We start from the raw sequence: 13375 nt of genomic DNA on the forward strand, positions 1-13375 counted from the left end.
GCTGGGATCGTCTCGCTGCAATGCTTGAAGGCTATCTACTTGCAACCCAAAGCATAAAACCGGGAATCCCGTAGCCCACAAGGGGAGAGGGCGCATTCACGGGCACTCCGCTTATCATCCATCTTCGCTACGATGATGAGTTATATCCGCGAGAAACCTACAGCCGCGCCGCCGTAGGGTGGGCAAAGCAACCGCCCGCAGGGCGGTTGCGTGCCCACCGTCCATCCGTGCATGCGGAGCGAAATGGTGGGCACGGCGCGCGATGGAGCGCAGCATGCGGTGCGCAGTGCTGCCTGCGCGCCTTTGCCCACCCTACGGTCGCGAGGCCGGGACGATAGCGGTGATGTTGATGCAGTCGAGAAGGAAGACTATGCGCCACGCGACGATCAGCCTCGCTGCGTGCTCAATCCACAACCGGCGGCCGGGCGAGCTTGAAGTGACGCAGCATGTCGACCAGCGCGCCGAGCCGCTGCTCGCGATAGGCTGCGACATCCATACCGGAATAATCGAGGAATCCGGCGCCGGTGCGCAGGCCGATGCGGCCCTCCGCCATGTTGCGCTCGATCACCTCGGGCGCGCGATAGCGGTCGCTGTGGAGCGCGCCTTCGAGGTAGCGGCTGGCGTAGTAGAGGATGTCGCCGCCGCCCCAGTCGATGAATTCGAGCAGGCCGAGCACGGCGTAGCGGAAGCCGAAGCCGTAGCGGATCGCCTTGTCGATCTCCTCGGCGCTGGCGACCCCTTCGCCGACCATGCGCGCCGCCTCATTCATGGCGAGCGCCTGGATGCGCGGCACGATGAAGCCCGGCGTGGCCGCGCAGACCACCGGCACCTTGCCGATGCCTTCGAGCAGCGCCTTCAGCCGCGCCGTGACATCGGGATCCGTCGCCTGGCCCGGCGAGATCTCGACCAGCGGGATCAGATAGGCCGGGTTGAGCCAGTGCGCATTCAGGAAGCGCTCAGGCCGCTCCACCGCACCGGAGAGATCATCGACCAGGATCGTCGAGGTCGTCGAGGCGATGATCACGTCGGGCGCGACCGCGCGCGACGCTGCCCCGAGCACCTCGCGCTTGAGGTCCACGATCTCCGGCACGCCCTCGAACACCAGGGTCGTCTGCGCCAGCACATCGCCGCTCGCGCTGGCCGGCGCGACGGTGATTTTGCCCATCAGCTTTTCGGCATCGGCGGCTTGCAGCATCCCGAGCCGCGCCAAGGTCGCGAACGTCGCGCCGACCTCGCCGAGCGCGTCGCGCTCGAGCCCGGCGAACTCCTCCGGCGTGCGCGACTTGATGTCGATCATCGTCACGGGATGACCGGCATAGGCGAAGGCCACGGCGATGCCGCGGCCCATGCGGCCGGCGCCGAGGCAGGCGATATGACCGCGCGCGCTCATTGAGCAAATCCATCACGCAGCAGCGCCTGCAGCGCGGTCCGGTCGAGACCACCAAGGCCGAGGCGGGCGAGCGTGCGTCCCGTTGCCATGAAATCCTCGCCGCAGATCGCAGCGCCGATGGCCAGGAAGGCGCGGGCGAGCGGCGTCGGCGTGCCGCTCAGCTCGGCGGCCGAGATCAGGAACGACAGGCCGAGCCTGAGATCCTCGCGCATGTAGCGGTGCTGCGTCAGCACGAGCTGCTCGCGCCAATCGCCGGAATCGGTGAGCCGGTCGTGCGAGCCGCGGCCGTACATCCAGATCTCGCCCTCCTTGGCGTAGTGATGCGCCAGCGGAAAATGCGGCGCGCCGTAGCCGAGCGCTTCGCGCACCGCAATCCGCTCCGCATCGAGCGCATCGGTGACGCGGCGGATCGAAGGTTGCGTGCCCTCCTTGTGGATGTCCCAGCGCTCGAAATGCTCGATCGGACCTGCATTCATCACGATCAGCGGCGGATGGATGATGCAGCCGGCATTCATCAGCGCGCCCGACAGCGCGTCGCCACAGGGCTCGATCACGCCGGGGAAGGCGCGGCCGATGACATCGAGCGCATGTGCGGCCGTGTTCAGCGGAAACACGCCGACCGGCAGCCGCTTGGCCCGGATGGTGATCGCGACCTCGAACGGGCCGTGCTTGCGCGTCAGCCAGGGCAGCGTGCCGGTCTCGGCGTAGCTGACGTTGGCTTCATTGCCTGCATCACGCGCGGCCGCCGCGAAGATCATGGTGCCGAAGGTCGCCGGCGGCAGGAACACGACCTGACCGTCGACGAGATGCGGCGCAAGTTGGTGCGCGATGGCTGCCTGCGCGAAGGCCGGTGCCGGGCAGAGGATCAGCTCGGCGCCATAGACGGCCTCGCCGATATCCGTCGTGACCAGCGCCAGCCTGGCCTCATGACGGCCATTGACGTCCTTGACGATGATCGTCGAGCCCGCCGCGCGATGCTGCGCGACAGCGTCCACATCGCGGCGCCACAGCCGGACCTCGTGACCTCCGAGCGCGAAATCGCCTGCCGCTGCAAAGGAGCCGTTGCCGCCGCCGAGCACTGCAATTTTCAAGAGCGCGTCTCCATGCCGATCATTTGGGGCCATCGATCTGGCGCAGCAGATGGTGCTGCACCTTGCCGAGCGCAGTGCGCGGCAGGTCGTCGACGAACACGATGTCGCGCGGCACCTTGAAGCGCGCGAGCTGCGCCTGCAGATGCGCGCGCAAGGTGTCCGCATCGAGCGCGCAGCCCTGGCGCTTGACGACGAACGCTACCGGCACCTCGTCCCAGCGCGGATCGGGCCGGCCGATCACGCCGCATTCGACGACGTCGGGATGCTCGCCGAGCACGCGCTCGATCTCGGCCGGATAGACGTTTTCGCCGCCGGAGATGATCATGTTGTTCTTGCGCTCGAGCACGAAGAAGTTCCCCTCCGCATCGCGCTGGGCGATGTCGCCGGTGCGGTACCAGCCGTCATGGATCGCCTGCTGCGTGGCTTTGGCGTTGCCCCAATATTCGAAGAACAGATTGGGCCCGCGCACGGCGATCTCGCCCGCCTTGCCTGCCGGAAGCTCGTCGCCGTCCTTGTCGATGATCTTGGCTTCGCAGCACAGCCCGGGCAGGCCGGTGGAGCCTGCGCGCGAGAGGTCGCCGCCGAGCCGCGTATAGACCGCGATCGGACAGGTCTCGGTCGAGCCGTAGACCTGCAGCACCGGCACGCCGCGTGCGGTGATGCGTTCGATCAGCGCCGGCGGCACGATGCTCGATCCGGTCGCAACAGCTCTCAGCGAGGACAGGTCCGTCGCGTTCCAATCGGGATGCTCGGTGACGGCCTGAATGGTTGCCGGCACCAGCACGGTCAACGTCGGCCGTTCGTTGACGATCGCCGCCAGTGTCGAATCCGGCGTGAAGCGGGCGTGCAGCGTAACGGTGGCGCCGTGATGCAGCGCCGGCGTGGTCTGGATGTTGAGGCCGCCGACATGGAACAGCGGCAGCACCGTCAGCACGTGATCGTCGGAGGTGAGGCCATGCATGTGCTGGCTCATCACCCCGTTCCACAGCAACGCCTCCTGGCGCAGCACCGCGCCCTTCGGCCGGCCCGTGGTGCCCGAGGTGTAGACGATCAGCAGCGGGCAGGAGAGGTCGATGTGCGGGTTGCGATCATCGCCGTGACCGCGGCCCAGCAGATCGTCGATCTGCAATCCGCTCGACGGCGCAAAGTCGATGCCGACCGGCACGGTCTCCGGATGGCTCTCGGCGAGCGCCGGCAGCACCGGCGCGAACGCCTGCTCCAGCACCAGCACCTTGGCGGCAGCATCCGAGAGAATGAAGACCTGCTCGGCCACCGCCAGCCGCCAGTTCAGCGGCACCAGGATCGCGCCGAGTCGCGCACAGGCATAGAGCAAGACCAGATAGTCCGGCCGGTTGAGGCTCAAAATCGCGACGCGGTCGCCGCGTCCGACGCTGAACTCGGATTTCAGCGCCCGCGCTGTCCGCGCTATGCGCTCGCTGAAATCGGCATAGCTCAGCGTCCTGCCTTCGAAGTGGATCGCCGGCTTGTCCGGCGTGAACGCCGCGTTGCGCTCGATCAGGCTGCAGAGGTCCACGCTCAGTCGTCCGTCTCGCCGGGCTCGTACAGTGCCTCGCGGCCGATGCGGTCGAGGCACAATTCGGCGGTCCAGGGCAGCATCAGGGAGCCGCAACGGCTGTCGCGATAGATGCGCTCCAGCGGCAGCGTCTTCAGCATCGATTGTCCGCCGCAGGTGCGGATGGCGAGCGCCGCCAGATCATTGGCCCCCTCCATCACCGAGTACTGCGCCGCATAGGCGCGCAGCACCTGCTCCTTGCTCGGATTGGCTCGCGCCTCGGTGACGGCCTGGAACCAGATTCCCTTGATCTGCTCCAGCTTGATCTGCATCTGCGCGACCGCGATCTGCTTGGTCGGGTACATCCGCCGCTTGACCGGCGGCATGCCCGGCACCTCGCCGCGCAGATATCTGACGGTGAAGTCATACGCAGCCTGCGCCAACCCCATATAGGTCGGCGACAACGTCATGAACATGTGCGGCCAGCGCATCGCCGCCTGGAAATAGACGCCGCGCGGCATCAAGGCGGCGTCCTCCTCGACGAAGACATCCTTGAAAAGCAGCGTGCGTGACACCGTGCCGCGCATGCCCAGCGGATCCCAGTCGCCGACGACTGAGACGCCCTCCGTTTTCGCCGGCACCGCGAGATAGAGCGTGTTGCGGCGGGATGCCTTCTCGCCCTCGCTGACCTCGGTGCATAGCACACCATAATAGTCCGCGTGTCCGGCGAGCGAGGCGAAGATCTTCTTGCCGCTGACCAGCCAGCCGCCCTTGACCGGCTTGGCCTCAGTACCGAACGCGACGCCGCCCGCTGCCGCCGCGCCACCCTCCGAGAAGGGCTGCGAATAGATCGCGCCGTCGTCGACGATGCGCTTGTAGTGGATCGCGCGCCGCCGCTCGTGCTCGGCGCGGACGTCCTCGTCCATGTCGAGATCGTCGGCGAGCGGTCCGGACCATAAGGTCGAGCAAACGTGCATGTTCCAGGTCAGCGCGGTGGCGCCGCAATAGCGGCCGATCTCGGCGGCGGTGAGTGCATAGGTCTGGTAGCCCGCGCCGAGGCCGCCGAGAGCCTTGGGAACGGAGATGCCGAGCAGGCCCGCGCGATGCAGGTCCTTGTAGTTCTCAGTCGGAAAGCTCGCCTCGCGATCCCAGGTCGCGGCGCGGCCCGCCAGCACGCTTTGTCCGAGTTCCCGGGCCCGTGTGATGATGTCGGCCTGCTCGGCCGTGAGCCGATATGGGGCCGGATCGAACATCGGCGCATCGAGGGCTTCGCCGGAGGCCATCGCCGTCTTCTGGACCGGGATCGTCATCATCTCTCCGCTGTCGCTGGTGTTGCATGTGTCGTCAGGAACGTATCGAGTGCGGCGTTGAACTCGCCGGGCCGTTCGAGATTGACGAGATGGCCGGCGCCCTGAAGTTCGACGTAGTCCGACGAGGGAATGAAGCTCGCCATCTTCTCCATCATCGGCGCCGGCGCGTTGCGATCCTTCGAGCCCGAGAGCACCAGCGTCGGCACCTTGATGTCCTTCAAGGCTTGTCGCCGGTCGAAACCGAGCAGGGCCAGCATGCTGGCGCGATAGCTTGCCTCGGGTACACCGGCCATGCAGGAGGTTGCAATTTCAAGGCCGCGCGGATCGGGATCGTCGCCGACCAACTCCTTGACCAGGTCCGGCGCCAGCGACGCCATCGTCGCGCCCCGATCGAGCGGTCCGAGACGCGCCTCGATGAACGACTTCTGCCAGTCGCCGTCGGCCTTGCCGAAGGCCGGGCTGGTCTGAGCCAACACCACGGCCGACGCGGCCTGCGGATGCGTCGTCAACCATTCCTGTACGATCATCCCGCCGATGGAATGACCAACGAGGATCGGCTGCTTGGCGCCGATCTGGCTCAGGAAATCTTGAAGCGCAGCGGCGAGCGTGGTGATGCTGGCCGTCTCGAGCCGGGCGGATTGGCCATAGCCTGGCATGTCCCAGGCCACCGCATGGCGGCGCTCGCCGAAATAGTCGAGCTGACCGCGCCAGGCGCGTGCCGCGCCGCCGATGCCGTGCAGGAACACCACGGTCTGCCGCTCGGGCGCCCCCGACGCCTCGTAGCCGAAGCGGCCGTCCTTCGTGGTGGTGATTTGCGACGCAGGCACGCAGACCTCCAAGATATGCCTGATACCGCTACGCTGCTCGCTCCAGGCCCTTGAACGCTAGTCGCGGCAACCGGGGTGTCAAGGCGCTTCGGGCGTGTTGTTGCAAAAATTTGAAGTTTAAAATAACTTCGAGGCCGCGATCGTATTGCAAGAGATGAGGAGGCGCGCGTGTCGGGATTGCCTGCAGCTGCGCATGCGATGGTGACGGGCGGCGGACGCGGCATCGGCCGCGAGATCGCGCAAGCCCTGAAGCTTGCCGGCGCAACCGTGACGATCGTCGGGCGCAACGGCGCAACGCTCGATGAGGCGATCGCAGCCGGCTGCGCCGATTACGCCGCCATTGCCGATGTTGCCGATCAGGCCGCGCTGAACGCGGCCGTTGCCGCCGCTGTTGCGCGCCAGCCGATCGACATCCTGATTGCCAATGCCGGAAGTGCCGAGTCCGCCCCGTTCCTGAAATCGGATGCCGCGCTGTTCCGTCGCATGATCGACATCAATTTCATGGGTGTCGTGCATGCCGTGCAGGCAGTGCTGCCGGCGATGAGGGCAAAGTCCTATGGCCGCGTCGTTGCGGTCGCGTCCACGGCAGGGCTCAAGGGCTATCCTTACGTCAGCGCCTACACCGCAGCGAAGCATGCTGTCGTCGGCCTGACGCGCTCGCTCGCGCTGGAGCTGGCTGCGACGCGCGTGACAGTCAACGCAGTCTGCCCAGGCTTCACCGATACGGATCTCGTCGCCGACAGCGTGGACAACATCATGAAGAAGACCGGCCGCAGCCGGGAGCAAACGATCGCCGAGCTTGCCAAGCATAATCCGCAGGGGCGGCTCATCATGCCGCAGGAAGTTGCTGATACCGTGCTGTGGCTGTGCGGCAGCGGTGCCGGTGCGATCACGGGACAGGCGATCGCTGTGGCCGGCGGCGAGGTGTAGACCGTAACGCCCAACGATAAGATTTGAAGGAAGGAAGCTGACATGTCGAGACACGCCAATCCCGTCACCGTGCCGTTGGCGGACTACAAGCCCAGCCATTTCCTGCTCGCGGTCAAGGATCGCGTCGCGACCGTGACGTTGAACCGGCCCGAGCGCAAGAACCCGCTGACCTTCGAGAGTTATCGCGAACTGACCGACTTCTTCCGGGCCTGCGCGTTCGACGATGACGTCAAGGCGATCATCGTGGCCGGTGCAGGCGGCAATTTCTCGTCCGGCGGCGACGTGTTCGAGATCATCGGTCCGCTGGTGAAGATGGACACCAAGGGTCTGACCGCCTTCACCCGGATGACCGGCGATCTCGTCAAGGCGATGCGGGCCTGTCCGCAGCCGATCGTCGCGGCGGTCGAAGGAATCTGTGCAGGCGCTGGCGCGATCGTTGCGATGGCCTCCGATATCAGGCTGGCTGCAGCCGGTGCCAAGGTCGCGTTCCTGTTCAACAAGGTCGGCCTTGCCGGTTGCGACATGGGGGCCTGCGCGATCCTGCCGCGCATCATCGGTCAGTCCCGCGCGTCCGAACTGCTCTACACCGGCCGGTTCATGAGCGCGGAGGAGGGCGAGCGCTGGGGCTTCTTCAGCCGCATCGTCGCCCCCGCCGACGTGCTGGCGCAGGCCGTGGTGTTGGCAACCGAGATCGCGAACGGCCCGACTTTCGCCAACACGATGACCAAGCGCATGCTGGCGATGGAATGGGCGATGTCGGTCGAGGAGGCGATCGAAGCCGAGGCAGTTGCCCAGGCCTTGTGCATGACGACGGAGGATTTCAACCGCGCCTTCGAGGCCTTCGCGGCCAAGTCGAAGCCGGTCTTCCAGGGCAATTGACAAGCGGAGGGAACCGAAGGGGCTTGCCAGGAAATATTTTAGGGTTAAAATAATTTCGGTTGGCTCGGCACTCCAGCGGAGGCGCTCATGAAGATCGCGATCATCGGCGGCGGACCCGCCGGTCTCTATGCGGCGATACTGCTCAAGAAGCAGCGGCCCGGCGCCGACATCACGGTCTACGAACGCAACCGCGCCGACGACACGTTCGGTTTCGGCGTGGTGTTCTCCGATGCTACGCTCGACAATTTCGAGAAGCACGACTTGCCGAGCTACCAGCGGATCACCCAGGAGTTCGCCTACTGGGACGACATCGCCGTACACTTCCGCGGCACGGTGCACCGCGTCGGCGGCAACGGCTTTTGCGGCTGCTCGCGCCGTACGCTGCTGAGAATTCTGCAGGAGCGAGCCCGCGAACTCGGCGTCAGCCTGCAGTTCGAGGTCGACCTCGAGGATGAGTCGCAGTTCGCGGATGCCGATCTTCTCATTCTGTCGGACGGCATCAACAGCCGCTTCCGCCAGAAATACGTCGATCACTTCCAGCCCGAGGTCGATCTGCGCGCCAACAAGTTCGCATGGATGGGATCGACCAAGCCGCTCGACGCCTTCACCTTCATCTTCCAGGAGACGGAGTGGGGCCCGTTCATCGCGCACGCCTATCAGTACGAGACGGGCCATTCGACCTGGATCTTCGAGACCGATCCAGAGACCTTCGAGCGGGCCGGCCTGACCGGGCTCGACGAGCGGCAGTCCGCCGACCGCATGAAGGAGATCTTCGGCTGGTTCCTCGGCGACCATCCGCTGCTGATCAACCGCTCGATGTGGCGCAATTTCCCGATGATCCGCAACAAGCGCTGGGTCAAGGACAACATGGTGCTGCTCGGTGACGCCAAGTCGACTGCGCATTTCTCGATCGGCTCGGGCACCAAGCTTGCGATGGAGGACGCGATCGCGCTCGCTGATGCCATGCAGCGCGCGCCCAGCATTCCGGCCGCACTGGATCTCTATGAGCACGGCCGCCGCGAGGAGGTCGAGAAGACGCAGCATGCCGCCGACGTGTCGCTGGTTTGGTTCGAGCACGTCGACCGCTTCTGGGATTTCGATCCGGTGCAGTTCGCGTTCGGCGTGATGACGCGCTCGAAAGCGATCACCTACGCCAATCTCACTCTGCGCGCGCCGGACTTCGTGGCCGAGGTTGACAAGGCGTTCGCGCGGCAGGTTCGCGCCAAGGGCTTCGACGTCGACGTCGAGAAGCCGGTCGCGCCGATGTTCCAGCCGCTCAAGCTGCGCGAGATGACGATCGCAAATCGCGCGGTGCTGTCGCCGATGTGCATGTACTCGGCAGATGAAGGCGTGCCCAGCGATTTCCACCTCGTGCATTATGGTTCGCGCGCGATCGGCGGTGCCGGTCTGTTGTTTACCGAGATGACCTGCGTCAGCCGCGAGGCCCGCATCACGCCCGGCTGCACCGGTCTGTGGAACGACGCGCAGGAGGCCGCTTGGAAGCGCATCGTCGATTTCGTTCACGCCAACTCGCAAGCGAAGTTCGCGCTGCAACTTGGCCATGCCGGACGCAAGGGCGCGACCAAGCTGATGTGGGACGGCATGGACCGGCCATTGGAGCAGGGCGGCTGGGACATCGTGTCGGCGTCGCCGCTGCCGTACTTCCCTGACAGCCAGGTGCCACGCGAGCTCGACCGCGCGGCGATGGATGCGATCAAGGCCGACTTCGTCGCTGCGGCCGAGCGTGGCAACCGCTGCGGATTCGACATGCTCGAACTGCACTGCGCCCACGGCTATTTGCTCGCGAGCTTCATCTCGCCGCTGACCAACAAGCGCACCGACGACTATGGCGGCACGCTGGAGAACCGGCTGCGCTTCCCGCTGGAAGTGTTCGCGGCGATGCGCGCGGCGTGGCCGGCGCACAAGCCGATGTCGGTGCGCATCTCCGCCACCGACTGGGCCGACGGCGGCGTCACTGGTGACGACGCGGTGCTGATCGCCCGCGCCTTCGGCGAGGCCGGTGTCGATCTCGTCGACGTCTCGACCGGCCAGACGGTGCGCGAGGCCAAGCCGATCTACGGCCGCATGTTCCAGACGCCATTTTCGGACCAGGTCCGTAACGAGGCCCATGTCGCCACCATGTGCGTCGGCAACATCACCTCGGCCGATCAGGTCAACACCATCCTGGCCGCCGGCCGCGCCGATCTCGTCGCGCTCGGCCGCCCGCATCTGGTCGACCCCGCCTTCACCATGAAGGCCGCGGCCTGGTATGGCGCCGACATGTTCTGTCCGCCGCAATATCTGCCGGGCAAAGAGCAGATCTTCCGCAACAGCGTGCGGGATCGGCAGGATTTCGAGGAGCTGAAGATTAAGGCTAAGCCGAAAACGCGGGCGGAGCTGAAGGCCGAGGCGTCGAAGCCGCTTGCGGCGGAGTGAGCCTCCATGCCACGCTGGGGCTCGATACGTCTGGTGCGAGTGGAGTAGGGCGCGATGAAGGCGATCATCGTTGGTGGCGGTATCGGTGGATTGACCACGGCGCTGATGCTGCGGGCGCGCGGCATCGATTGCGAGCTGTTCGAGCAGGCGGATGCGATCCGCGAGCTCGGCGTCGGCATCAACACCCTGCCGCATGCGATCCGCGAGCTCGCCCAGCTCGGGCTGCTGGACCGGCTCGACGAAGTCGCCATCCGGACCTATGAGCTGTTCTACTTGACTCGGCGCGGCCAGGAGGTCTGGCACGAGACCCGCGGGCTCGACGCCGGCCATGACGTGCCGCAATTCTCGATCCACCGCGGCCGGCTGCAGAGCGTGATCCACCAGGCCGTGGTGGAGCGGCTCGGGCCGGAGAAGGTCCACACCGGCTGCCGGCTCGGCGCCTTCACCCAGGACGAGGGCGGGGTCACCGCCTATTTCTTCGACCGCACCGGGTCTCATGTTCACACCGCCCGTGGCGACGTGCTGATCGGCGCCGACGGCATCCATTCCAAGGTCCGGCAGACGCTGTTCCCCAACGAGGGCGCGCCGTGCTGGAACGGCCTGATGCTGTGGCGCGGCGCCACCGACTGGCCGGTGTTTTTGACCGGGCGGTCGATGATCATCGCCGGCGGCCTCAACGCCAAGGCGGTGATCTATCCGATCGCCGAGGGCTCGAGCCCCGCGACCCGCCTCACCAACTGGGCCGTGCTGGTGCGCATCGGCGATGCCAACACCGCGCCGCCGCGGCGTGAGGACTGGTCGCGGCTCGGCAAGGCCGACGAGCTGATGCCGCATGTCAACGGCTTCTCCATTCCCCAGGTCGACTTCGCCGCCATGGTGCGGGCGACGCCGGAGTTCTGGGAATATCCCTGCTGCGACCGCGATCCGCTGCCGTACTGGTCGAGCGGCCGCGTCACCTTGTTGGGCGATGCCGCGCATCCGATGTACCCGGTCGGCTCCAACGGCGCCTCGCAGGCCATTCTCGATGCCCGCGCGCTCGCCGACGCCTTGGCCCGCTCGGAGCATCCGCGCCAGGCGCTGATGGCCTATGAGCAGAAGCGGCTGCCGATGACCGCCGAGATCGTCGCCTCGAACCGCCGCGGCGGCCCCGAGGGCGTCATCGATGCCGTCGAGCAGCTTGCGCCGCAGGGGTTTACGGACATCAACACCATCCTGAACTACGAGGCCCGCGAGGGCATCGTGCGCGGCTATGCCAGCCGGGCCGGCTTTGCCGCGCGGATGGTGACGCGGCAAGCCTCGTAGCATCAGATCCTCACGCCCCCGGAGGCGGCGGCAGGAAGTGGATGTTGTGCTCGGCGGCGAGCTTCACCACGTCGTCCGGATTCTGCTCGCGCATGTTGTGGATCGCCCAGAACAGGTCATAGAGCCGGCGCGTCGGTGACACCCAGAACAGCGTCTTCGCGGTCTGCTGCGACTTGTTGAAGATGCCGTGCGGCTTGCCCATCGGCAGCCGCACCGTGTCGCCGGCGGTGGCGTATTCCTCGGCGCCGTCGAGGAAGAAGTCGAGCCGGCCTTCGAGGATGTAGAGATATTCGTCCTGGTCGGGATGGATGTGCGGCGGCACGAAGGTGCCGACCGGGAACGTCGCATGCCAGGAGAAGCTGTGCTCGGTGCGGTTCTTCGGCACATAGATCTGGCCGAGGATGTTCCAGGAGATGCCCTGGATGCCCTCATTGGCCCGGGTGATGCCGGCGATTTCCGGATGGCTCATGTTGGTTTTCGCTCCCTGTTCTTACTTGGCCACGCAGTCCTTGGCGTAGCGGTCGGCGTAGTTCTCGAACACCTTCTGCACGATCTCTGTCTGGAACTTGCCGTCCGGGCGCTTGGCGACCTTGGTCAGATAGAAGTCCTGGATCGGGTAGCCGTTGGTGTTGAACTTGAAGTTGCCGCGCAGCGAGGCGAAATCGGCCTTCTTCAGCGCCGCGGCCACGGCGTCCTTGTTACTGAGGTCGCCGCCGACCGCCTTTACGGCGCTGTCGATCAGCAGCGCGGCGTCATAGGCCTGCATGGCGTAGGTGCCGGGCACGCTGTTGTAGGCGGCCTCGTAACCGGCGACGAACTTCTTGCTCTGCGGATTGTCGAAATTCGGTGCCCAGTTCGCGCCGCCGAACATTCCGACCGCGGCATCCTGCTGCGCAGGGAGCGTGGACTCGTCGACGGTGAAGGCGGAGAGCACCGGGACGCTGTCGGCAAGGCCCGCCTGCTTGAATTGCTTGACGAGGTTCACGCCCATGCCGCCCGGCATGAAGGTGAACACGGCGTCCGGCTTTTGCGAGGAGATCTTGGACAGCTCGGGCTGGAAGTCGAGCGTGTTGAGCGGAACGTAGGACTCTTCGACGATCTCGCCCTTGTAGTCGAGCTTGAAGCCGGCGACGCTATCGCGCCCGGCCTGATAGTTCGGCACCAGCAGATACATCTTCTTGTAGCCGCGGTCCTGTGCGACCTTGCCGAGAACCGCGTGCACCTGGTCGTTCTGGTACGACGTCACATAGAAATACGGGCTGCACTCCTTGCCAGCGTAGCTCGACGGACCGGCATTCGGGCTGATCAGGAAGGTCTTGTTCTCCGTGATCGGGCGGTGGATCGCCTGCAGCATGTTGGAGAAGATCGGGCCGACGACGAAGTCGACCTTGTCGCGCTCGAGCAGGCCCTTGGCCTTGGTGATCGCGGCGTCCGGCTTCAGCTCGTCGTCGGCGACGATCACCTCGACCTCCTTGCCGCCCATCTTGCCGCCGAGGTCCTTGATCGCGAGGTTGAAGCCGTCGCGGACCTGCCCGCCGAGCGCGGCGGCCGGCCCCGAGAGGGTGACGATGACGCCGATCTTGATCTTGTCGGCGGCCAGCGCCGGCTGCGCCAGCAGGCACGCGACGACGCCAAGTCCAGCGCCGAGACCGACCAGCTTCGAACTCACTTTCATGACAACTCCCCCGGATGCGGAA

The 13375-nt window shown here is 65.9% G+C and carries 11 protein-coding genes; 4 read left to right on the top strand and 7 right to left on the bottom strand.

Features of this window, described 5'->3' with window-relative positions:
• Positions 1–403 precede the first annotated feature (403 nt).
• From QW868_RS19985 to QW868_RS20005, 5 genes are read right to left on the bottom strand one after another with little or no spacing between them, the layout of a single operon-like run.
• Entirely contained in the window at positions 404–1390 is a 987-nt protein-coding gene (locus tag QW868_RS19985) for a 3-hydroxybutyryl-CoA dehydrogenase (RefSeq protein WP_316231287.1), read from the bottom strand.
• Complete coding sequence (locus QW868_RS19990; protein WP_316231288.1) at positions 1387–2481, bottom strand: NAD/NADP octopine/nopaline dehydrogenase family protein; 1095 nt, start codon at positions 2479–2481, stop codon at positions 1387–1389. The genes QW868_RS19985 and QW868_RS19990 overlap by 4 nt, the downstream gene beginning before the upstream one ends.
• 19 nt (positions 2482–2500) lie before the next feature.
• Positions 2501–4015 carry a long-chain fatty acid--CoA ligase gene (locus QW868_RS19995; RefSeq protein ID WP_316231289.1) on the bottom strand — a complete coding sequence of 505 codons (1515 nt, stop codon included), beginning with the start codon at positions 4013–4015 and terminating at the stop codon, positions 2501–2503.
• Positions 4016–4017: 2 nt separating this feature from the next.
• Complete coding sequence (locus QW868_RS20000) at positions 4018–5304, bottom strand: acyl-CoA dehydrogenase family protein (protein ID WP_315773055.1); 1287 nt, start codon at positions 5302–5304, stop codon at positions 4018–4020.
• A complete protein-coding gene (locus QW868_RS20005) occupies positions 5304–6131 on the bottom strand; it encodes an alpha/beta hydrolase (protein ID WP_315779417.1) in 828 nt (275 codons plus the stop codon). The genes QW868_RS20000 and QW868_RS20005 overlap by 1 nt, the downstream gene beginning before the upstream one ends.
• 168 nt (positions 6132–6299) lie before the next feature.
• Here QW868_RS20005 and QW868_RS20010 point away from each other — a divergent pair, with 168 nt between their 5' ends.
• From QW868_RS20010 to QW868_RS20025, 4 genes are all read left to right on the top strand, one after another.
• Positions 6300–7061 (top strand): SDR family oxidoreductase, encoded by a 762-nt coding sequence (locus tag QW868_RS20010; RefSeq protein WP_316231290.1) that lies wholly within the window; start codon positions 6300–6302, stop codon positions 7059–7061.
• Between the two features lie 42 nt (positions 7062–7103).
• Positions 7104–7940: an enoyl-CoA hydratase family protein gene (locus QW868_RS20015; protein ID WP_316231291.1), complete on the top strand. Its 837-nt coding sequence runs from the start codon at positions 7104–7106 to the stop codon at positions 7938–7940.
• An 87-nt stretch (positions 7941–8027) separates the two neighbouring features.
• Positions 8028–10376 carry a bifunctional salicylyl-CoA 5-hydroxylase/oxidoreductase gene (locus QW868_RS20020; protein WP_316231292.1) on the top strand — a complete coding sequence of 783 codons (2349 nt, stop codon included), beginning with the start codon at positions 8028–8030 and terminating at the stop codon, positions 10374–10376.
• Between the two features lie 54 nt (positions 10377–10430).
• The gene (locus QW868_RS20025) at positions 10431–11678 is read left to right on the top strand and encodes a flavin-dependent oxidoreductase (RefSeq protein ID WP_316231293.1); all 1248 of its coding nucleotides are present in this window, start codon (positions 10431–10433) and stop codon (positions 11676–11678) included.
• 10 nt (positions 11679–11688) lie between these two features.
• On the opposite strand, the gene QW868_RS20030 is transcribed toward QW868_RS20025, so the two are convergent.
• Positions 11689–12147, bottom strand: a complete 459-nt coding sequence (locus QW868_RS20030) for a cupin domain-containing protein (RefSeq protein ID WP_315741178.1) — start codon at positions 12145–12147, stop codon at positions 11689–11691.
• Positions 12148–12168: 21 nt separating this feature from the next.
• Positions 12169–13353 carry an ABC transporter substrate-binding protein gene (locus tag QW868_RS20035; RefSeq protein ID WP_315798908.1) on the bottom strand — a complete coding sequence of 395 codons (1185 nt, stop codon included), beginning with the start codon at positions 13351–13353 and terminating at the stop codon, positions 12169–12171.
• Between the last annotated feature and the right edge of the window lie 22 nt (positions 13354–13375).

Source organism: Bradyrhizobium sp. SZCCHNR1051, from assembly GCF_032489615.1.
Lineage (GTDB): Bacteria > Pseudomonadota > Alphaproteobacteria > Rhizobiales > Xanthobacteraceae > Bradyrhizobium.

Excerpts from the sequence above, each read along its gene's own strand:
- QW868_RS19985 (WP_316231287.1), bottom strand. The coding sequence starts at position 1,390 with ATGAGCGCGCGCGGTCATATCGCCTGCCTCGGCGCCGGCCGCATGGGC.
- QW868_RS20000 (WP_315773055.1), bottom strand. The coding sequence starts at position 5,304 with ATGACGATCCCGGTCCAGAAGACGGCGATGGCCTCCGGCGAAGCCCTC.
- QW868_RS20015 (WP_316231291.1), top strand. The coding sequence starts at position 7,104 with ATGTCGAGACACGCCAATCCCGTCACCGTGCCGTTGGCGGACTACAAG.
- QW868_RS20020 (WP_316231292.1), top strand. The coding sequence starts at position 8,028 with ATGAAGATCGCGATCATCGGCGGCGGACCCGCCGGTCTCTATGCGGCG.
- QW868_RS20025 (WP_316231293.1), top strand. The coding sequence starts at position 10,431 with ATGAAGGCGATCATCGTTGGTGGCGGTATCGGTGGATTGACCACGGCG.
- QW868_RS20030 (WP_315741178.1), bottom strand. The coding sequence starts at position 12,147 with ATGAGCCATCCGGAAATCGCCGGCATCACCCGGGCCAATGAGGGCATC.
- QW868_RS20035 (WP_315798908.1), bottom strand. The coding sequence starts at position 13,353 with ATGAAAGTGAGTTCGAAGCTGGTCGGTCTCGGCGCTGGACTTGGCGTC.